We start from the raw sequence: 21,132 nt of genomic DNA on the forward strand, positions 1-21,132 counted from the left end.
GTGGAGAATGGAGTGTCACACGCATCCAAGGAGGACTCATGCCCGCCACCCGCACGACCTCGCCCGCCCTAGAGCGGGCTCATCTGGTGTGGGACCTGTTCATCATCGCGCTGGTGATCGCCAACCTGGCGTTGTTGCTGTTCGACAGCCTGTTTCTGCTGCCACCGCTCAACGCCGCCTTCGAGGCGGCGGCCCCCAGCCTTCACGGCGCCTACGACCGGCATGTCCATGCCAACTTCTTCAGCATCGACCTGGCCTTCGTCGCCGTCTTCCTGTTCGATGTGCTGCTTGGCTGGGCCGTTGCCATCTACCAACGCCGCTACCACCGCTGGTTCTTCTACCCCTTCGTGCACTGGTACGACGTGCTGGGGTGTATTCCCCTCGCCGGCTTCCGAGTGCTGCGTATCCTGCGTGTTATCTCGCTGCTGCACCGCCTGCACCGCCTGGGACTGATCGACGTGCGTCGCTGGTATCTCTACTCGGTTGTCGCCAAGTACGCCGATATCCTGATGGAGGAACTCACCGATCGTATCGCCATCCGCCTGCTCGACAACGTCCAGGAGGAACTCACCAGCGGCGACGGCCTGGCCTCACCGGCCATCGAGAAGATCGTCACGCCGCGCAAGGAAGCCCTGGTGCGGGAAGTCAGCCAACGCCTCGAGACCATGGTCGGCGACATCGCCCACCACAACCGTTTCGCGACGCTGGCCTACGTGCGCGGCCTGGTCGCCCGCACCCTGGCCGAAACGCCGGAGCTTCAGCGACTCAAGCGCCTGCCCATGGGCTCCCAGCTCACCCAGGGCCTGGAGTCATCGATGTCCGACCTCGCCTGCCACCTGGTCGATGAAGCCCTGAACGGTCTCAAGTCCAGGGAGTTCTCCTCGCTGGTCGAACATATGGCCGACAGCGGCTTCGACGCCTGGCTGCGTACCGACCCCGAGACCGAACAGATCACCGAACAGGTGCTGGTCGACATGCTGGAACTGCTCAAGGAACGTATCGCGGTCAAGCGCTGGCACGACAAGTACGCGTGAAAGGAGCGGGCCACAGGGGGAGCCCTGTGGCCCACTGGGCATTCAGGTCTCGCCTGGTTTTTACGATGGAACCGCGGTCGCTAAGCTAGACGGCATAACCAACACTAATGCTGTGGAATTCGATAGTGGCACAATCGATGAATGACCTTGGGAGACGCCTGCGAACGGGGAGAGACACGTGGCCATTACTGAAGATGACGTCCGGCAGGCAGAGGCCCGCATGGCCTGTGCACGCGGTCACGCCCACGTTGTTTCCGCGCGATACGACAGTCGCACCCATCGCGTCACCATGCACCTGAACTCAGGGCTTGAGCTCGCGATCCCGCCGCACCTCGTGGAAGGTCTCACCGACGCCACGCCAGAAGCCCTGAACGACATAGAGGTTTCTCCCACCGGGCTTGGCCTTCATTCGCCCCAACTCGATGCTGACCTCTACGTCCCCGCCCTCCTGCAAGGCCAGTTTGGCTCCCCCTCCTGAGCTAAAGGATGGCGCCAAAGGGGGCGCCCGCGGACGGTTCGGTGAAACGGTCATTAACAAACATCCGGGACCCGACAATTAAGCAGTCACTGGCATACTCGCGGACATTATTCAACATTTAGTACCTGTCGGTGCTCGGTAGAAAAGGCATCTATTGACCGAAATTCAGCCTTAGGACGCAAGCCAATCGACACGACGAGTCAGCAAGCAAGATGGCATCACCAAGAAATCAAAGGACTAGTTTCTTGAACGCTTGTTGCCGAAACTGTCAATATCCCGGATATTTTTTCCACACCCAATCATTGTCGACGCCACCAAAATCATCCAAGTCCCATTCATTGCTATCCACTAAATCCTCAGCCATTTCAGCTATCACGTCCCTTAATTCTAGCGGTTCCGACCAACTCTCCGGGATGGCCGCCCCCCCCATCATGGCGCCCAATAGATTGCCAGTAATGGCGCCAGTAGAATCAGAGTCGCCATCATGATTAACTGCAAGGCAGACTCCATGGCGGAGATCTTTGGCAACAAAGGCGCAATAGACAGCAATAGAAAGTGCCTCTTCTGCTACCCACCCTTGCCCCAGCTTACTAATAGCCTCGAAGTGATTACTCGAAATATCGGCCAACGCTTCAGCTTTTTCCAGAGCATCAAGCGTCTCTTCGTGCCCTTCATAAGCCACAAGTGTCTCCTTCACTTTTCCAAGTGAATCTCTGAGACCTTTACCATTGATAAGATGCAAGATTAATTCCGACAGCACTCCAGCGGTCAAATAGCCGCTGGGATGACCATGAGTAATACTCGCGGCTTGCATACCCAGATGGAAAGCATCGCTGCCAGTCGTAGAAGGCCAAATGAAAAGTCCACATGGCGCCACTCGCATGAGTCCACCACAGCCTTTACTGTTGTTCTTAGCTGAAGCGCCATATCTTTCCATCGATCGCAATGCCGAGATACAAGTACGACCCGGCGCACGTTGATTTTGCAATTCTGCATGTCCGGCTAACCAACCACTAGTGAGCCAGTCTTCTCCTGTTTCCATTCGCGACCGATACCCTTGTGTATAAAGCCAGCGCTCATAAGCACTGGAGATTACACTGGCTCTGTGACATATCCCACGTCTGGCGCCCCGTACATGACCGCGCAGCAGCCCCTCGGCAGTAAACAATACCATTTGGGTATCATCAGTAATTCGACCTATACCACCATAACACGGCACGTACTCAGTTATACCAGACTCACCAAACTTAGAGACAATCTCAATATGAGTCATAAACTCTACCGGAGCGCCAAGTGCGTCACCGACAGCGCCTCCTAGTAGGCAACCAACGAACTTTTGTCTTATTTCATGAGTTTTATTTTTCATATCCACAATCACACCAAAAAAATCAAAAACACTAAAACAGAATGGTTGATTTTAGAATAAAAAATCACCTATTCACAAAAATCGAACTTTTTCCCTCGTACCTATACGATCAAACACAATACAATCCTCCGTCGATCTTGAAATATTTAATTTAAATGTACCAACAAACCGAAGAAGGTTTCTTCCCAAGGAGTCTTTAGCTTTGGCAAAAACAATTGTTTTTCTTTCCGGATTTCTCTCAGCGTCTATCAACTGAGTCTCAATAGATTTTTTCCCGTCAAGATTTTCAGCACACTCGTAAATACGCTCACCATCTTTTGTTATTTTATTGTGCCACATACCATGTCTAAAAAGTCTGGGAAACCATACAACATCGGTACTACCATCAGGTATCCCCCAAGCGCCACGCTGCAGTGCTTTCCCTTTAAAACCAAAACATCTCAAGGCTTCTGCCTGCGTTCGAAAAACAGGATTATCGGCAACGTCCAAATATCCTTGATTGATCCATCTCCGTGAAGAATAAGCGAAATCCCAGTCCCAAGGAACAAACGTGCCGTTGTCAACACCAATCTCTTTAATTTTGTTCAGTTTATCGATGAAATTATCAGTTTCTTCCGCAACAATAGAAATGTCTTTAAACATCCCTTCATCGCCATACGTTTTTATCCTATGAATTTCGTGTCCTGTAGCTAAAACAATATCATCACTTCTCTCAATATCTTCAGAAATTTGGTTTGTGTGATGCTTTTCATCAATCTCCAGATGCAGATTGAACTGAGGAAAATAAATATCAGTCAAGGCACGATAGCCCTCTGGCCGATATACAAGCTGCTGACATACGAATTCAACGTCATTATCAATTTTATGAATTATTCGAGAAACAATGTACAACTCCCATCTTTTGTGAGATATTTTCTGCAGACTCCTAAGAATGTAGTCAGCTTTAGAAAGTTCTTTTGCCATCAAATCCACCAAACCTTTTAATCATCATAACAATTATTCTAGATATAAAAATATCACATACATCAGAGGGTAACAGCACTTATTTTACTATACGTTAAATTTCCGTTTACCTATATAAACGCACTTCAACCGTTGCCTTGTCTAAGCCACAATCCATAAGTTCGTGCAAAAGTACCAACTATTACCGACAGCCCCACCAACCTCGTCATCCACCTTCCAATTCCCTACTCCCAATCCAACCAACCCCATCTCGCTCACCAAGCCAACTTTGCCCCCGCCCTCCTGTGCTGGCGCAGCCATGCACCTCCTGATACTGTATATCCAAACAGTATCTGCGATTCAGGAGGCCCCCATGCGCGACGACTATTCACTTGTTTGGCGAACCCTTTCGTGTAGCGCCTATGGCAACGACGGGAGCCTGTGCCATGAGTCTTGAGGTGGAGGTGCTGGGGCGGGTCGATCCGCACGCGCCCAGGACCGCCTTGCCGCTGGCGGCGACCGAGGTTCGCGCGGGCTTTCCGTCACCGGCCGATGACTACCTGGAGGGACAGCTCGATCTGGTGGCGCATCTGGTGCCCCACCCCAGCGCCACCTTCTACCTGCGCGCCAAGGGCGAGTCGATGAAGGGCCTCGGCATCTTCGACGGGGATCTGCTGATCGTGGATCGCTCGCTGGAGCCGTGCAGCGGTTCGGTGCTGATCGCCAGCGTCGACGGTGAGCTGACCTGCAAGCAGCTTGGCTATATCGGCAATCGACCCTACCTGCTGGCGGCCAATGAGGCCTTCGCGCCGATTCCGCTCAACGGTCGCGACTGCGACCTATGGGGCGTGGTCACCCACAATATCCACGCCCTGGCAGCGGGAGTCGCGCGGTGATCGCGCTGGTCGACTGCAACAACTTCTACGTCAGCTGTGAGCGGGTCTTCGACCCCTCGCTTCGCGGCAAGCCTGTGGGGGTGCTGTCCAACAACGACGGCTGCGTCATCGCCCGCAGCCAGGAGATCAAGGACCTCGGCGTTGCCATGGGCATGCCTGCCTTCAAGATCGAGGGCGCGCTGCGCAGGCAGTGCATCCTGCTGTCGAGCAACTATGCGCTCTACGGCGACATGTCGCGTCGGGTGGTCGATACGCTGCGGGAGTTTGCTCCCGCCGTCGAGGTATACAGCATCGACGAGTGCTTTCTCGACCTCGCGGGCATGGCACCCGCCGGGCTGGACGCCCACTGCCGGCGCTTGCGACACACGGTGATGCGCCACACCGGCATTCCCGTCGGCGTCGGCGTGGCGACCAGCCGCACCCTGGCAAAGATCGCCAACCACCAGGCCAAGAAGGATCCCCGCGCAGACGGCGTCCACGTGCTCGAGGCCGATTCGGCGGCAACCCGGGCGCTGCTGCAACGCCTGCCGGTCACCGAGGTCTGGGGCGTCGCCGGGCGCACCGCCGCCCGGCTTGGGCAGCTCGGCATCGAGTCCGCCTGGCAGCTACGTGAAGCCGACCCCAAGCATATCCGCCGCCATTTCAGCGTGGTGCTGGAACGCACGGTACGCGAACTTCGCGGCGAATCCTGCATCCGCCTCGACGACGTCGGCGCCCCGCGCGAACGGATCATGACCAGCCGCTCCTTTGGTCGGCCCACCGATGATCTCGCGCAGTTGCGTCAGGCAGTGCGCGCCCATGCCGGCCGCGGTGCTGAAAAGCTGCGTGGTCAGGGCAGCGTGGCGCGGGCGCTGCTGGTGTTCTTGAAAACCAACAAGCATCGTCAGGATCTGCCCCAGCACCACCCTTCGCTGGTGGTTCCGCTGGCGCGTCCCAGCGACGACAGCCTCGAGATCGTGGCAACCGCGACCCGGGCGCTTGCGCGTATCTATCGCCCAGGACACCAGTATATGAAGGCCGGCGTGATGCTACTCGACATCGCCGACAAGGCAAGCCTGCAGCAGGATCTGTTTGCCGTCGACGACGGCAAAAAAGAACGCAATCAGCGCCTGATGGACACCCTGGACGCGATCAACCAGAAGCACGGTCGCGGCGCCTTGAGCCTTGGCAAGACCAGCGTGGATGCGGCCTGGCAGCTCAAGTGCGAACATCGCACCTCGCGCTACACCACTCGCTGGGATGAGCTGCCAATTGCCAGGCTGTAGCAGTCGGTATGACACACACCTTGACGGGCGGCCACCCTCTTTTCCCCCAAGATACCAACACGACGAACGGAAAATCTGTGCGCCAGGCCATCACACAGGCTATCGCCGGAAGCAGTCAGAAATTCTCAAACCTTTACGCGCGTTTGACGACAGTCACCTGCATCATTGCGGCGCAATCTTGCCTAAGCTTTATCTCAACAACGATTCTTTAAAGCACAGTTTCTGCTAGATGCTCTCACTCCGGCAACTTCAACGATGGCAATTGAATGACGTGCACGCTGATCCCGGCGACGCCGTCGAGGCCATGGCGCGAGCCAGCTGACTAGGTCTCCTTGCCCAGGGTGGTGTAAGGACTCACCGGCGAGCACCTACGTAAACCACGACTAGCCTGAATGCCTGGATCTGCCGGCATCGCGGCACAAGAAAAGCAAAAACTGACCAAGGTACGCTATGAAAAATCCAGTCTTGATGGGCCTCGTCCTGCTTTCGGTTTCCCTGCCTGCCATGGCCAGGGACGTGACGGGTGGTGTCTACGTCGCCACCAACAACGCCGACGAGAACTCGCTGATCGCCTGGCGCCAGTTTGACGATGGCACCCTGGAGAAAGTCGGCGAGTACACCACCGGCGGCACGGGCAACGGCATGGATGGCGGCCTCGACCCGCTCGGTTCGGCCTACGGCGTGTGGCGTTCGGCAGACAACCGCAACGTACTGGTGGCCAACGTCGGCGACGGCACCCTGTCGTCACTTCACGTCGAAGACGACCTGACGCTGACGCTCAACAATGTGGTGGATGCCGGCGGCGCCAAACCCAAGGCCATCGACGGCCATGGCGACATCGTCTACGTCGCCAGCACCGATGGTGCCAACGATGAGCCGGGGGTGATCAAGGGCTTTACCATCGATGGCGATGGCAACCTGACCGAGATCCCCGACTCCGTTCGGCCGCTGGATGATTCTCCGGTCAGCATGGAGTTCACCGAGGACGGCAAGTACCTGACGCTTGTCGGCTTTCTTACCGGCATGGTGCATGTCTATGCGGTGGACGACGAAGGCCTCCTGTCGCAGGAGCCGATCTCGAGCCTTGAGTCGCCGCACCTGAGCGAGGAGCGCTTCTTCGCCCTGCCCATCGGCACCAAGCTGGTCACTCGCCCGGACGGCCACAGCACCCTGCTGGTGACCGAAACCCGCTATATCACCCAGGGCTACCAGTTCCACCCGTCCTCCGAGGAGTCGAAGGCCAAGTATCCCTTCCTGCAGGAATACGAGGGCCAGACCGGCTCCATGTCGTCCTACGACATAGACGAGAACGGCAAGCTGACCCTGGTGTCGGCGGATGTGATGACCGGCGACGACATCTGGGGTGGCGAGCAGGCCGCCTGCTGGGTCACCACCTCGGAAGACGGCAAGTACGCCTGGACCACCAACTCCCATACCTCGAGCCTGTCGACCTTCAGCGTCGATCCCGAGGACGGCAGCATCGCTCTGCTGGAAGAAGCCGCCTACCGCGCCGAGGATTACAACGAGTATTTCGCCGACATGGACCTGAGCGCCGACGGCAACTACGTCAACATCATCAGCGGCAACACCGGCAAGACCTGGGTGTTCGAGATCCAGCACGATGACGGCAGCCTGAGCGTGGTCGATGCCTATCCCGGCAGCGCCGAAGTCCACTCCTACGGGCTGGTGACCATCCCGCTGCCCCAGGGCGGCTAGGCGACTTTTCGGACAAGGCCCGGGCGTCCACGACCAGAGCCACGAGGCTGGGCCAGAAGGCTATGTCACAAAGCTATGTCACAAAGCTATGCCACAAAGCTTCACCAGAGAGCTGACCAAAATCGCCAGATCAGGCGGGTAGGTAAAGTAGCTAAAAAGGGGGCCGTGCTGACACGGCCCCCTTCTCTGTTGCAAGCGGCATAAGAAAACTCAGCTCGTGTGCGGTGCTTCCCGGCTCGAGACCGCAGGCCATAGATCCAGCAGCCGATGCAGTACCGCCATCACCGCCAGGGTGGCCAGCAGTGCCACGCACATCGAGCTGAACCGATAGACGGCGTCGACGACCAGATCCTGATCGGGTCTCAGGTACTGGCCAAACAGGATACCCAGGGTCGTCAGCCCGCCGAAGCCGATGCCGGAGCCGGCGTTCTCGATGACGTGCTCCCGTGCGAACAGCAAAAGACCGATGGCGTAGGCCAGCAGCACCAGCAGCAGATGGTCGCTCTTGGTGAACAGCACCAGTTGCAGCACCAGTGCCAGGTTGCAGCCCAACAGAGTGCCGATGGCACGACGCCAGGCCGACATCCGGGCGCCATGGTAGCCGAGGGCAAACAGGATCAGGATGGTCGCCATCTGCGCGGACAGGGAGTCGCGCAGATCGAGCAATTGAAACACCAGAAAGGACAGGGTCGCGGTCAGCGCCCCGATCAACGCCTGATGGCGCTTCAGCGCCGCTGTCTTGGCCTGACGTGGCGGCGGCTGTCGCGGCGTGACATCGGGAAACAGCCAGTGCATCAGGGCTGCGATGGCCACCGCCAGAAAACTCGCCACGCTGTTGCTGGCCAGCAGGTCGAACAGGTCGAGGTCGGGGTAACTGGCGAAATGCAGCATGATGCTCAGGGTCAGCACGCCGTTGGCGCCGAACACGAACAACGGCCCCCTGGCCATCAGGGTGAAGCGTCCCAGGAACATCAGGAACACCAGTCCCGTCATCACCACCGGCAGATGCTGGGTCAACCCCACCACCAGGCTGATCTCGACCACATTGAGGCAGGCGTTACCCAGGAACTGGCGCACCACATGGGCGTTGAACACCGGAATGATCCCCAGCAGAAACATCGGAAAGACGGTGAAGAAGACACCATAGTTCCAGTGCATCAGCTGGCTGATCAGAAAGCCGAGCCAGGCCCCCACCGCGATACGCAGACACTGGCGCAGGCCATTGTCGCTGAGCTTCGAGGCCTTCGGTTGCTGCTGCCCTGACGACACCCGTAGCCTCTTGGCAAACAAGGCCCGTGGCTGCTTGGTAGACGACGCCCGTGGCTGCTTAGTAAACATAATGCAGCCAGGACATCAGCCGAATCTGCAGCGCCCCCAGCGGATGGGCCAGCGGGTGCTCCCCAGGAAACAGCTGCACCGTGGCGCGGGAGCCGGTGGGCAGACTCGTCGGTGCGTCCCCGGCCAGCGAAAGGTGCAGGCGAAGGCGCTGGGCGTCGCGCAGCCAGCGGTCGGTGGTGGGGATGTCGGCCAGGTTACCGTCGGCGCTGATCTGTCCGTCGTAGACCCCTGCGTCACGCTTCTCGACCCGGGCGGCAAAGACCTGGCCTGGCATGGCGTCGAAGACCACACGGGCCTCGTCGCCGGCGGCGACCTTGCGCAGGCTCTTCTCGCGGAAGTCCGCGATCAGTTCGACCTCATCGGTGATCAGCGCCAGCGCTGGCTGTCCCTGGGTGGCGTAGTCACCCACCTCGAGTTGCAGGTTGCTCAGCGTGCCGGAATGCTGGGCCCGCACCAAGGTGTGGTCGAGATCGAGCTCGGCCTGCTCCAGGGCGTTGCGGGCCTGACGCAAACGCAAGTTGGCCTCCCCCTCGGCACCCAGTTCGGCCTCCAGGCGCGCCACTTCCGCCTCGGCGGACTTGACCTCGGCCTGGGCCTGACGGTCGGTGGCTACCAGGCCATCGAGGCGCTGGCGCGAGATGCTGTTCTGGCTAATCAAGCGCTCGCCTCGCCGGCGCTCCTGGGCGCTCTCCTGGGCCCTGGCGCGGGCCGCTTCGAGGGCGGCGCGGGCCGATGCGATGCTGGCGCTCAAAGTCTCGTTCTGCTGACGCGCTGCCTCCAGTTCCAGTCGCGCCTGCTCAAGCGCCAGCTCGAAGGGCGCGGGGTCGATACGAAACAGCGGATCACCCGCCTCGACATGGTCGTTATTGCTGACGTGGACCCGCTCGACGGGGCCGCTGACTTCCGGGGCGATACGCACCACCGGGCGCATGACCCGCGCCTCCGGGGTCATCGGCATGTAGGTATCTGCCACCACAAAATAGGCAAACATCAGGACGAACATGCCCAAGGCCAGGCGAACGATCCACCTGAAGCGCTGGTCGGGGGTCATGGTATTCCTCTTGGTTACACGACGGGCTGACTTGACGGGCTCACGTGACGGAGCCGCTCGGTATTTGACGAAGGCGTCCCCCGTCGACCGGCCGCGTAGACTAGCACTTTGTTAGCCTGTTAACCATATTGCGACCCTTCATGCACATTTCCTGAACCTTTGCTGATTCGGGCAGTCGTACCCTTCGACGTGCTCGACCAGGCGTAGCGACTGCTTACCCAGGCAGTCGCCCGACACCCGACATGCTCGACCCACAAGGATGATGGAAATGCAGCGACGTGACTTCCTCAAGGCGGCCACCGCCCTCAGCGCCTACGCCCTGCCAATCTCCCCGCTGCTGGCCGCGCTGGACCAGCGGCTCATGACCACCGGAGAAAAGGTCTCCTTCGACTACGCCTGGTTGAAAGGCTTCGCCCGCCATCTGTCAGGGCAACCTCACCAGGATCACGAAGGCGAACTGCCCGACCAGCTCAAGTCCCTTTCCTGGGACGACTACCAGGCCATCGGCTACCGTGCCGACCACGCCCTGTGGAGCAACAGCGACGCGCCCTATACGGCCCAGCTGTTTCACCTGGGTCGTGGCTTCACCACCCCGGTCAGGATCTACCAGGTCAGCCAGGGGCAGGCGCAGGAACTGGCCTACGACCCGGCGCTATTCAACTTTTCCAACGCCGATGGGGATAGCGTGGTCGATACCGATACGCTGTCCGAACGCCTCGGCTTCGCCGGCTTCCGCCTGCACCATCATCAGGACCCCAAGCGCGATATCGCCTCCTTCCTGGGCGCCAGCTACTTCCGTGCGGTCAGTCAGAGCATGCAGTACGGCATGTCGGCCAGGGGCCTGGCCATCGACACCGCCGGCAGCGAACCCGAGGAATTCCCCGACTTCACCCGCTTCTGGCTGGAACAGCCCGAGGGTGAAGACAAGGTCATCGTCTACGCCCTGCTCGAGTCGGAGAGCACCACCGGGGCCTACCGCTTCGATATTCGTCGCGACGTCGAAGGCGTGGTCATGGACGTGGCCGCCACCCTCTATCCGCGCAAGACGATCGAGCGTCTGGGCATCGCGCCACTGACCAGCATGTACCTGGTCGGCGAGAACGATCGTGACGTCAACTATGACTGGCGCCCGGAGATCCATGACTCGGATGGGCTGTCGATCCACACCGAAAGCGGCGAATGGCTGTGGCGCCCGCTGGTGAACCCACCCCAGCTTCGCTACAACGCCTATTCCGCCACCAATGTTCAGGGCTTCGGCCTGGCCCAGCGCGACCACGACTTCGACCACTACCAGGACGATGGCGTCTACTACGATCGCCGACCCAGCGTGTGGGTCGAACCTACCGAGGGCTGGGGCGAAGGTAGCGTGGATCTGGTGGAGCTGTCTGCCAAGGACGAGACCTTCGACAATATCGTGGCCTACTGGCAACCCAAGGCCCCGGTGGAGGCCGGCCAGGAGCTGCGCTATGCCTATCGTCTGAGCTGGTACGACCTGCCGCGACAGCAACCCAGCCTGTCGCGCTGCGTGGCGACCCGTACCGGACTGGGTGGCGTCGTCGGCCAACGTCGCGAGTACTTCAGCTGGCGCTTCGCGTTGGACTTCCGCGGCGGCCCCTTCCCCTTCGATGACGCAAGCGAGGTCGAGGTGGAGCCGGTCATCGAGACCAGCGCCGGGCGCGTCGAGATCACCTCGGCCCGACCGCTGGACGCCATCCAGGGCTACCGGGCCATGTTCGATGTGGTACCACCGGACGAGGGCACCGAGCCGATCAATCTGCGTCTGTATCTGCGCGATAGCGAAGGCAAGCCGCTGTCGGAGACCTGGATCTACCAGTGGACGCCGCCGCCCGGCGATGAGCGCGAGCTACATAACCCCGATCACTTGTAGTCGCCCCCCCACCGACGATGCGGGGCGCCCTCCTTCCTTGATGACAAGTTGCCAGGGCCAGGCCACAATGTAGCTACACAGTGGCTACCAATGAGAAGGAGACATTCATGGGTACCGATACCGTGGTCCGAGCTCGCATCGACAGCGAGACCAAAGAGCGCGCCACCGCCGCCCTCGATGCCATGGGCCTGACCGTGTCCGACGCCATCCGCCTGCTGATGCTGCGGATCGCCGACGAAAAGCGCCTGCCGTTTGCGGTGCAGGTACCAAGCGCCACCACGACCAAGGCGCTGGAAGAGCTGGAAGCCGGAAAGGGCAAGCGCTTCGATAGTGCGGATGCGCTGTTCGACGATCTAGGCATCTAATGCTGACCCCAGTTCGCTCAAGCCAGTTCAAGCGAGACGTGTAGCCACGCTGATCTCTTCCGCGAGTAGGCTAGCCTGAAACCCTTCCCCACATGGCGGTTCCCGACAGCACGACACAGGGTGATCCCCCTGCTCTGATCCTTTTGCTCTTCCCCCTCAACCCAGCCGAATTGACCGCGTGGCGCCGCTTCCGGCATGATCGTGGCTGCTAGATCACTCCAACCTCTCAACAAAAACAAGGCGCTAGGCGGCTACCATCGTAAAGTGACGGCCCGCCGAGAAGACGCCATTTCGCTGAACACCACCAAGGAACCCCCATGACACGCCACATCGCGCCCCGCCCCCTAGCCCTGACCACCCTGGCCGCTGGTATCGCTCTGTCCACTGCGCTTGCCACGTCCGCCGCCCAGGCCAACGACTTCGCCGACATGGACCCGGTCAAGCTGCGCCTGGCCCACGTGGTCAACGAGCAGGACGGCTTCCATATCGCCGCCACCAAGTTCGAGGAACTGGTCGAAGCCCGTACCGAAGGCAAGGTCGACGTCGAGATCTTCCCCAACGCCACCCTGGGTGATGAGCGCACCCTGCTCGAGGGCATGCAGATCGGCACCGTCGACATGGGCGTGATCACCAACGGCCCGGTGGCCAACTTCGTCGAGCCCATGGCGGTGTTCGAACTGCCGTTCCTGTTCGCCTCGCCCGAGGAGGCCTACTCGGTACTCGACGGCCCCATCGGCCAGGAACTGCTCGACAGGCTCGCAGACGTCAACCTCAAGGGCCTGGCCTACGCTGAACGCGGTTTCCGCAACCTGACCAACTCCGAACGCCCGGTGGCAAGCCCCGAGGACATCGACGGCCTGCGCATCCGGGTCATGGAAAACCCGGTCTACGTCGACACCTTCCGCGAGCTCGGCGCCAACGCCGTGCCGATGGCCTGGACCGAGGCGCTGACCGCCATGCAGCAGGGCACCATCGACGGCCAGGAAAACCCGATCAACGTGATCCACTCGTTCAAGCTCAACGAGACCCAGGACTACATGACGCTGTCGCGTCACACCTACGCCCCAGCGATCTTCGTCATGGGCATGCCGTCCTGGCAGAAGCTGCCCGAGGCTGCCCAGGAGGTCGTCGAGGCCGCCGCCCAGGAAGCCGCCGAGTACGAGCGTGAGCAGAACGCCGCCATGGCCGAACAGCAGCTTGCCGAACTCAAGGAAGCCGGCATGCAGATCGAGGAGTCTCCCGACATCGCCGCCTTCCAGGACGCCGTCGCTCCGGTCTACGAGACCTACGGCGAGCAGTTCGGCGACTACCTGCCGCGTATCCAGGAAGCGCTTAAGGCCGGGGAGTCCAAGTAAGTGCTGTCCCTGCTCGAACGCCTTGAGCGGGGACTCGACGCCGTGACACGCCCGGTGGTGTTCGCCGCCATGGCGGCGTTGATCGGCGTCATCTCCCTGCAGATCATCTCCCGGGTAGCCTTCACTGCGGTGGGCTGGACCGAAGAGGTCGCACGCTTTCTGCTGGTCTGGATCACCTTCCTGGCCGCTACCCTGGCCTACCGCGCCGGTCGTCATATCGCCGTGACCTTCGTGGTCGACGCCCTGCCCAGCCTTGGTGGACGAATCGCCAGGATCATCGCCCACCTGGTGGTGCTGGCCTTTCTGCTGGCGCTGATCATCATCGGCTGGAACTACATGCAGTTGCAGAGTTTCCAGAAGTCGGCGTCACTGCGCCTGTCGATGACCTGGGTCTACGCGGTGATGCCGCTGGCGGGCGCCTTGATGGCCTTCACCACCCTGGTGGCGATCGTGCGAGAACTCAGCGGCCAGACACCGGCGAGCCCGCAGGAGGTGGCGTGATGCTGTTGCTGTTCATCTCCTTCGTGGTGCTGATGCTGATCGGCGTGCCCATCGCCTTCACCATCGGCGCCAGCACCCTGGCGACGCTGGTGGTCCAGGGCACACCGCTCGCCGTGGTGCCCCAGCAGATGTTCCAGGGCATCAACACCTTCGCCCTGGTCGCGGTGCCGATGTTTATCCTGACCGGTGATCTGATGGCCCAGGGCGCGGTCAGCCGCAAGCTGGTCGACTTCGCCGACAGCCTGTTCGGCTTTCTCAAGGGCGGGCTTTCGCTGGTGTCGGTACTGGCCGGGATGTTCTTTGCCGCCATCTCAGGCTCCGGTGCGGCCACCACCGCTGCGGTGGGCTCGAGCCTGGTGCCGGAACTCAAGCGCAAGGGCTATGACCCGGCCTCCGCCGCCAGTCTGATCGCCGCCAGTGGCACCATCGGCGTGGTGATCCCACCCTCGGTGCCGATGATCATCTACGCGGTCATCGCCCAGGAGTCGGTGTCGGACCTGTTTCTGGCGGGCTTTCTGCCGGGGCTGGCCATGGGTCTTGGCCTCGGTGCCATCGCCCTGGTCCAGGCCCACCGTCGCCAGTACCCCCACGGCAGCCCGCTGTCGCTGGCGACCATCTGGCGGACCCTGCGTGCAGCAAGCTGGGGGCTGATGACGCCTGTCATCATCCTCGGCGGGATCTTCTCGGGGGTGTTCACCCCCAGCGAGGCGGCGGTGGTGGCGGTAGTCTACGCCCTGCTGGTATCGCTGTTCGTCTATCGCGACCTGACCTATCGGGACGTCTACGCCGTGATGATTCGCTCGGCGATCACCACCTCGGTGATCATGCTGGTGATCGCCACCTCGGCGGTGCTGAGCTGGACATTGTCCAGCGCCCAGGTGCCGGCCCAGATCGCCCAGTCGGTGCTGTCGCTGTCCACCGATCCCTACGTCATCCTGCTGCTGGTGGTGGCGGTGATCCTGCTGACCGGGGTGTTCATCGAGACCGCCAGTGCCCTGATCATCCTGACCCCGGTATTGCTGCCGCTGGTGACCCAGCTCGGCATCGACCCGGTGCACTTTGGCCTGATCATCGTGGTGGGGCTGGCGATCGGCATGATCACCCCGCCGGTGGCGATCAACCTGTACGTGGCCTCTTCGGTGACCCAACTGCCGCTCGAGCGTATCACCCGTGCCATCCTGCCCTACCTGCTGGGGCTGATCGGCGTGCTTTTGCTGGTGGTCTACGTGCCCCTGTGGCTATCGTCCTGACGCCGGTGGCTATCGTCCTGACGCTGGAGGCGAAAAAGCCTATTTAGCGCCAACCAGCGAGCCGCGGATGCTGTCACCAGGATCCGCGGTTTTTTCTTTGCTGCCACAGCGCCATACTGGCGATGGACCGCTTCATCGGCGACTCCTTTGCAGCTTCACCGTACCCTGACATCCGGAGCCTTCATGTCCCTTCGCCTGCCTGTCGTTGCCCGCCCCGGCCTTCGCGCCTTCCTGCACCAAGCAAGGATCGGCCTGCCGAGCCGCACTATCATCGCCGCCATGATCGCCGCCCTGCTGCTGGCAAGCCTCGCCGGCTGCACCACCTACACCTACGATGACGGACACAAGGAGACGGTCTGGGGCGTTCCCCCGGTGGATGAGCACAAGACCGAACAGGAGCGCCAGAACGAAGGCGTCAAGTATCGTGAACCGGGCGTTATCCCGGAAGAATGATGGCCCGATGTGCTCCCCCATTTCACCGGTGGTACAGGCCTCGCCAGGACCTGCTGACGCTCAGGTGCTGCCGCCCTTCACCAGGGTGAATCCCAGATCGCGGATCGGCCGTTCCGGGGTCTTGCCGGACAGACGCTCGAGCAGCAGTTCCGCCGCCTGGGTGCCCATCTCGCTGCGGGCCACCGCCAGGGTAGTCAGCTTCGGCGTCAGGTGCTCCGCCAGCGGCAACCCCAGATAGCCTCCGACCGCCAGCTCCTCGGGAATACTGATGCCCTGGCGGCTGGCCGCCAGCAGCACGCCGCTGGCGACGATATCGTTGGAGCAGTGGATGGCGTCCGGTCGCGGTGTCATCGCCATCACATCCTCCAGCGCCCGCACCCCGACCTCGTAGGACGCCGGCTCGTGGTACTCCAGCACCCCGCCACAGGCCGCGCCCGCCTCCTCTAGCGCCCGCTGGTGTCCCTCCAGGCGTTGAGCCGCCCGGTAGTCATGGCCCAGGTGAGAGCCGACGAAGGCGATACGCCGATAGCCCTGCTCAAGCAGATGGGACGCCATAGCGTGACCCAGGGCGACGCCATCCACCCCCACGTTCATGTCGATGGGGTCGTCGCCCACTTCCATGATCTCTACCACCGGGCGTCCCCAGTCCCTGAGTCGCGAGATCACCCGGGGCCGGTGGCGCAGACCGGTCAGGATCACCCCGGACGGCGAATAGCCGAGCACCGTATCGACCAGACTGGCCTCGCGGTCCAGATCCCAGTCGGTGGTGGCCAACAGCATCTGATAGCCCGCAGCCTCCAGTCGCTTCTGGATGGCGTCGATGACCTCGATAAAGGTCAGGATGGCCAGCGACGGCACGATCACCGGGATCACCCGGGTGCCCGCTGCGGCAAGCCCCCCGGCGATCAGGTTGGGCACATAGCCAAGCGCCTCCACCGCCGCGTCGACGCGTTCCTTGACCTCGGCGGAGACTCTCCCCGGCGTATTCAGCGCCCGCGATACGGTGATCGGCGCGACCCCCGCCTGGCGGGCCACGTCGGCCAGGGTCACTCGGCCCTTGCCCCGGTGGCGCTTGCGTGAGCGAATTTCCTGGCTGTCCATTGGCGTCCTTCCTCGAAGATTCCTTTGGCCACAGTGTAACCCAAGACCAAAGTATGGGTAGCGCTACCACCTTAATGGTAGCGCTACCCATGCAATGTCGGCTACCTTTCGACTACGCCTCGACGCAACAGCGTCGTCGGACGATACGCCCCGAGGAGACAACGACAATGAACGCACGCAGCCTCACCCCCCTTGCCCTGGTCACCGCCATCTCGCTCGGCGCCACCGGCACCGCCGCCGCCGAAGACCTGGCCATCGCCATCCACACCGACCCGTCCCACGCCATGTTCAAGATCGGCGAGCGCCTCAAGGACACCATCGAGAGCGAGTCCGATGGCGTGCTGACGGTGACCCTTCTCGGCACCGAGGTCGGTGGCGAGCGCGACCACCTGGAAGGCGCCAGCTACGGCGAGTACGCCATCGCCCTCGGTGGCTCCATGCCGATGACCCTGTATGCCCCCGAGTTTGCCGCCGCCGACCTGCCCTTCGTCTACGACTCCAGTGACCAGGCCCGCAAGATCTACGAAGGCGAGATCGGCGAGGCGCTGAATCAGAGCCTGATCGCCAAGGGCAACATGCGCCTGGTGGGCCTGTCGGCACGCAACCCCCGCAACCTGACCTCAAAGACCCCGGTCAAGACCCCGGAGGACGTCAGCGAGGTGCGCATGCGCGTGCCGGAGATCGCGCCCTGGGTCGCGGTATGGGGCGAGATCGGCGCACTGCCGAGCCCGATCGCCTGGCCGGAGGTCTACACCTCGCTGCAGACCGGCGTCATCGACATGCAGGAAAACCCGGTGGACAACATCTACGCCGGCAAGCTGTTCGAGGTGCAGGACTATGTCAGCCGCACCGAACACGTCTACTCGTTCTTCCACTGGCTGATGAACGAAGACGTCTATCAGGAACTGTCCGACGAACACCGTGACATCGTCCTGTCAGCCATCGACGACGCCACCACCTGGGGTGATCAGCTGGTCAGCGATGGTCAGGCGGAGCTGTTTGAAAAACTAAAGGAAGAAGGCATGGAGGTGGTCGAGCCCGATGTCGCCGCCTTCCGTCAGGCCGCGCGCCCCGCCGTGGAAGAGATCGCCCAGGACTACGACCCGGCCGTTCGTGACTATGTGCTGTCACTGATCCAGTAAGTCCGAGGCGGCGCGAGCCTTTGAGGCCTTGGCGCCTCGAGGGTTGGCACAGTATCTGACCGTCCCACGGGGCCTCGCTGACCGAGGCCTCCCTCCCTTGAGTCAAGTCCCCGCCACCCGGCGGGGGCAACGGAGTGTCCGATGACCTCATCTCCTACCCTGTCCCGGGCACTTGGTGCTTTCTGGTGGTTGTTGACCACCGTGGTAGTCGGTGCCTTCGGCCTGATGCTGCTGGTCATGGCCATTCAGGTAATCGCACGCTATGCCCTCGGTGTCGCGGTGCCCTGGACCGACGAGGTTTCCCGCTACCTGTTCCTGGCGGAGATCTTTCTCGGTTCGGTGCTGGCACTGCGCTACCAGGAACACATCCGCATCACCGTCGTCACCGACCTGCTGCCAGCGGGCGCCCAGCGCTGGGCGGCGGTCGCCGCCGACGCCATCAGCATCCTGGTGCTTCTGATGATCATGGGGGGCGCCTTCAACATGATGGAGCGCACCGCCGGCATCTTCGCCAGCACCTTCGACATGAGCTTTTCCTACCTGTACCTGATGCAGCTGGTCGCTGCCGGCCTGATGGCACTGCTGCTGGTGGAGGACCTCGTCGTTCGTCTGCGCGGCAAGCCTTCCACCTTGCCTGACGAATCCAAGGAGTAAGACACCATGGAAATCTTTGCCATCATGTTCGTCGGCCTGATCGTGCTGCTGATGCTGGGGGTGCCAGTCGCCTTTGCGATGATCGCCTCATCGGCGGCGGTGCTGGCCTATACCCGTGGCTTCGCCGAGATCCCGCTGGAGATGATCGCCCAGCGCACCCTGTACGGCGTCAACAGCTTCACCCTGCTGGCGATTCCCGCCTTTCTGCTGATCGGCCGGCTGATGAACTCCGCCGGCATCTCTGATCGGGTGTTCGACGTGGCGCGCTGCGCCGTGGGTCACCTCAAGGGCGGGCTCGGCCACGTCAACGTGCTGGCCAGCATGCTGTTTGCCGGCATGTCGGGCTCGGCGGTGGCCGATGCTGGCGGGCTTGGCGCGGTGGAGATCAAGGCCATGGAAGACGATGGCTTTCCCACCGACTTCAGCGCCGCGGTCACCGCCAGTTCCGCCACTATCGGGCCGATCATCCCGCCCAGCATTCCGGCGGTCATCTATGGCGCCCTGGCCAACGCCTCCATCGCCGCGATCTTTCTCGGCTCCATCCTGCCGGGCCTGTTTATGGGTGCCGGGCTGATGGTGATGGTGGCGGTGATCTCCCATCGTCGTGGCTACCCGACCCGGGCCCGCGCCACCATGGCCGAATTCACCCGTGCACTGTCGCGGGGCCTGCTGCCCATGCTGACCCCGGTGATCATCCTGGTCGGCATCCTGTCGGGGCTTTTCACCCCCACCGAGGCCTCGGTGGTGGCGCTGCTCTACTGCATGATCATCTCGTTCTGCGTCTATCGCTCGATCACCCTGCGCGAGTTCGTCCAGATCCTGCGTGACACCGCCATCGACACCTCGGTGCTGCTGCTGATCATCGCCGGCAGCGCGCTCTATAGCTGGATCCTGGCGCGTTATCAGGTCACCGCCCTGGTCGCCGACTTCCTGCTCGCTACCGTCAGCGACCCCATGCTGCTGCTTCTGCTGTTGAGCCTGTTCATCCTGCTGATCGGGCTGTTCATCGATTCGGTGCCGGCGCTGTTTCTGCTGACGCCGCTGCTGGTGCCGGTGGTGGTGCAGTACGGCATCGATCCGGTGCACTTCGGCGTGCTGATGATCTTCAACCTGATGATCGGGCTGATCACGCCACCGGTGGGCACGGTGCTGTTCGCCATCCAGAAGATCACCGACCTGCCCTTCAACACCCTGGTGCGGGCCACCCTGCCGTTCTACATCCCGCTGGTGGCGGTGCTGATCGTGATCACGCTGTTTCCGTCCATCGTGATGTTCCTCCCCAACCTCTTGCTCAAATGACGCCGCGACCGGGCAAGGCTCCAGGTCCTTGCCCGGCGGGCTTATCTCAATAGGAGTCATGCCATGGCTGTACTGATCACCGGTGGCCTCGGCCACGTCGGTTCCTGGGTCGCCACCCTGCTCGCCCGCCAGGGCAAGAAGGTCATCATCTGCGATATGGCCGCCCCCCACGTCGACCGCATGGGCCTCGACTATCTCGAGGAAGTGCGCGACAACGTCCACTTCGAAGCGGTGGATGTGCTCGACACCCACACCCTGTTCGAGACCTTTCTGCGCTATCGCGACGAGCTGGAAGGGGTCATTCATGGGGTCTCGGTGATTGCAGGGCCGAGCTTCCAGACCCGCCCCTTCAAGCACCTGTCGATCAACGCCATGGGCACCCTGAACGTCTACGAGACCTGCCGGCTGCTGGGCATCGACAAGGTGGTCAACATGAGCTCCGGCGCGGTCTACGGCGACGCAGCCGGCCCCCAGGTCGAGACCATGCCCTACAAGGCCACCGACCTTTACGGCGCCACCAAGATTTCCGGCGAGCTCTACGGCGACCAGTATACGGCGACCTACGGCATGGATATCCGTCAGGCCCGACTGTTCTTCGTGTATGGCCCCGGCAAGCGCCCGTCCCACATGCACGCGGTCTACCAGGCGATGTTCGGGCCACTCGAAGGGCTACGCGATGTGCACCCGGACAACGGACGCGACCAGACCACCGACTGGACCCACGTCGAGGACACCGCGAGGGGTATCCTTGCGCTGTTCGATGCCGACAGCGTGCCTCACCGCCACTACAACATTTCCTGCGGGGTGCCGATCGCCCACCAGGACATCGTCGACAGCGTCACCGAACTGCTCGGCCACGACAGCGGCATGCGTCTGGGGCCTGGCCCCTTCGTGGTGCGTGGCAGCCCCCTGGACATCACCCGCGCGCGCACGGATCTGGGCTTCGAGCCGCGATTTACCGATATCCGCGAGGGACTCGAGGACTACCATCGCTGGCTCAAGAAGAACGCTTGAGCCGACATGGCCGGCCTGTCCGTG

At 61.6% G+C, this 21,132-nt stretch carries 20 protein-coding genes; 15 read left to right on the top strand and 5 right to left on the bottom strand.

The window, feature by feature from the left end:
* Nucleotides 1-38: 38 nt before the first annotated feature.
* The gene (locus tag KUW00_RS10920) at nt 39-1,034 is read left to right on the top strand and encodes an ion transporter (protein WP_222569063.1); all 996 of its coding nucleotides are present in this window, start codon (nt 39-41) and stop codon (nt 1,032-1,034) included.
* Between the two features lie 178 nt (nt 1,035-1,212).
* Nucleotides 1,213-1,512, top strand: a complete 300-nt coding sequence (locus KUW00_RS10925) for a DUF2442 domain-containing protein (protein WP_222569064.1) — start codon at nt 1,213-1,215, stop codon at nt 1,510-1,512.
* A gap of 268 nt (nt 1,513-1,780) precedes the next feature.
* Here the strand turns inward: KUW00_RS10925 and KUW00_RS10930 are convergent, their stop codons facing one another.
* Both KUW00_RS10930 and KUW00_RS10935 read right to left on the bottom strand, forming a co-directional pair.
* On the bottom strand, nt 1,781-2,878 hold the full coding sequence (locus KUW00_RS10930; protein WP_222569065.1) for an ADP-ribosylglycohydrolase family protein: 1,098 nt from the start codon (nt 2,876-2,878) through the stop codon (nt 1,781-1,783).
* Between the two features lie 72 nt (nt 2,879-2,950).
* The gene (locus tag KUW00_RS10935; RefSeq protein WP_222569066.1) at nt 2,951-3,841 is read right to left on the bottom strand and encodes an AbaSI family restriction endonuclease; all 891 of its coding nucleotides are present in this window, start codon (nt 3,839-3,841) and stop codon (nt 2,951-2,953) included.
* A 425-nt stretch (nt 3,842-4,266) separates the two neighbouring features.
* Between KUW00_RS10935 and KUW00_RS10940 the strand changes: the two genes are divergently transcribed.
* From KUW00_RS10940 to KUW00_RS10950, 3 genes are all read left to right on the top strand, one after another.
* Nucleotides 4,267-4,716, top strand: a complete 450-nt coding sequence (locus KUW00_RS10940) for a LexA family protein (protein WP_045994834.1) — start codon at nt 4,267-4,269, stop codon at nt 4,714-4,716.
* On the top strand, nt 4,713-5,981 hold the full coding sequence (locus KUW00_RS10945; RefSeq protein ID WP_108133736.1) for a Y-family DNA polymerase: 1,269 nt from the start codon (nt 4,713-4,715) through the stop codon (nt 5,979-5,981). Before KUW00_RS10940 ends, KUW00_RS10945 begins: the two co-directional genes overlap by 4 nt.
* 450 nt (nt 5,982-6,431) lie before the next feature.
* On the top strand, nt 6,432-7,697 hold the full coding sequence (locus tag KUW00_RS10950) for a lactonase family protein (protein ID WP_083970645.1): 1,266 nt from the start codon (nt 6,432-6,434) through the stop codon (nt 7,695-7,697).
* A gap of 210 nt (nt 7,698-7,907) precedes the next feature.
* Here KUW00_RS10950 and KUW00_RS10955 read toward each other — a convergent pair whose 3' ends face one another.
* Entirely contained in the window at nt 7,908-8,966 is a 1,059-nt protein-coding gene (locus KUW00_RS10955; RefSeq protein WP_315901126.1) for a DUF2955 domain-containing protein, read from the bottom strand.
* Between the two features lie 58 nt (nt 8,967-9,024).
* Nucleotides 9,025-10,086, bottom strand: coding sequence for an HlyD family secretion protein (locus KUW00_RS10960; RefSeq protein WP_222516860.1), 1,062 nt, complete (start codon nt 10,084-10,086; stop codon nt 9,025-9,027).
* 268 nt (nt 10,087-10,354) lie between these two features.
* Here KUW00_RS10960 and KUW00_RS10965 point away from each other — a divergent pair, with 268 nt between their 5' ends.
* From KUW00_RS10965 to KUW00_RS10990, 6 genes are all read left to right on the top strand, one after another.
* Nucleotides 10,355-11,974, top strand: coding sequence for a glucan biosynthesis protein (locus tag KUW00_RS10965; protein ID WP_222516861.1), 1,620 nt, complete (start codon nt 10,355-10,357; stop codon nt 11,972-11,974).
* A 107-nt stretch (nt 11,975-12,081) separates the two neighbouring features.
* Complete coding sequence (locus KUW00_RS10970) at nt 12,082-12,339, top strand: type II toxin-antitoxin system RelB/DinJ family antitoxin (protein WP_045994821.1); 258 nt, start codon at nt 12,082-12,084, stop codon at nt 12,337-12,339.
* Nucleotides 12,340-12,656: 317 nt separating this feature from the next.
* A complete protein-coding gene (locus tag KUW00_RS10975) occupies nt 12,657-13,694 on the top strand; it encodes a TRAP transporter substrate-binding protein (protein ID WP_108133743.1) in 1,038 nt (345 codons plus the stop codon).
* Nucleotides 13,695-14,195, top strand: coding sequence for a TRAP transporter small permease (locus KUW00_RS10980; protein WP_315901127.1), 501 nt, complete (start codon nt 13,695-13,697; stop codon nt 14,193-14,195).
* A complete protein-coding gene (locus tag KUW00_RS10985; protein ID WP_231498723.1) occupies nt 14,195-15,445 on the top strand; it encodes a TRAP transporter large permease in 1,251 nt (416 codons plus the stop codon). The genes KUW00_RS10980 and KUW00_RS10985 overlap by 1 nt, the downstream gene beginning before the upstream one ends.
* Before the next feature lie 183 nt (nt 15,446-15,628).
* Entirely contained in the window at nt 15,629-15,898 is a 270-nt protein-coding gene (locus KUW00_RS10990) for a hypothetical protein (protein ID WP_222569102.1), read from the top strand.
* 60 nt (nt 15,899-15,958) lie between these two features.
* Here KUW00_RS10990 and KUW00_RS10995 read toward each other — a convergent pair whose 3' ends face one another.
* Nucleotides 15,959-16,999 (bottom strand): LacI family DNA-binding transcriptional regulator, encoded by a 1,041-nt coding sequence (locus KUW00_RS10995; RefSeq protein ID WP_222569068.1) that lies wholly within the window; start codon nt 16,997-16,999, stop codon nt 15,959-15,961.
* A gap of 167 nt (nt 17,000-17,166) precedes the next feature.
* Here KUW00_RS10995 and KUW00_RS11000 point away from each other — a divergent pair, with 167 nt between their 5' ends.
* The 4 genes from KUW00_RS11000 to KUW00_RS11015 all read left to right on the top strand — a co-directional run bounded on the left by KUW00_RS11000 (nt 17,167) and on the right by KUW00_RS11015 (nt 21,108).
* Complete coding sequence (locus KUW00_RS11000; RefSeq protein WP_222569069.1) at nt 17,167-18,141, top strand: TRAP transporter substrate-binding protein; 975 nt, start codon at nt 17,167-17,169, stop codon at nt 18,139-18,141.
* Between the two features lie 141 nt (nt 18,142-18,282).
* Nucleotides 18,283-18,795: a TRAP transporter small permease gene (locus KUW00_RS11005; protein ID WP_222569070.1), complete on the top strand. Its 513-nt coding sequence runs from the start codon at nt 18,283-18,285 to the stop codon at nt 18,793-18,795.
* 6 nt (nt 18,796-18,801) lie between these two features.
* On the top strand, nt 18,802-20,094 hold the full coding sequence (locus tag KUW00_RS11010) for a TRAP transporter large permease (protein ID WP_045994308.1): 1,293 nt from the start codon (nt 18,802-18,804) through the stop codon (nt 20,092-20,094).
* A 63-nt stretch (nt 20,095-20,157) separates the two neighbouring features.
* The gene (locus KUW00_RS11015; RefSeq protein WP_108133750.1) at nt 20,158-21,108 is read left to right on the top strand and encodes an NAD-dependent epimerase/dehydratase family protein; all 951 of its coding nucleotides are present in this window, start codon (nt 20,158-20,160) and stop codon (nt 21,106-21,108) included.
* The last annotated feature ends 24 nt before the right edge of the window (nt 21,109-21,132 follow it).

Origin of the sequence: Halomonas sp. DP5N14-9 (genome assembly GCF_019802175.1) — a bacterium.
Classification (GTDB): Bacteria; Pseudomonadota; Gammaproteobacteria; order Pseudomonadales; family Halomonadaceae; genus Halomonas; species Halomonas litopenaei.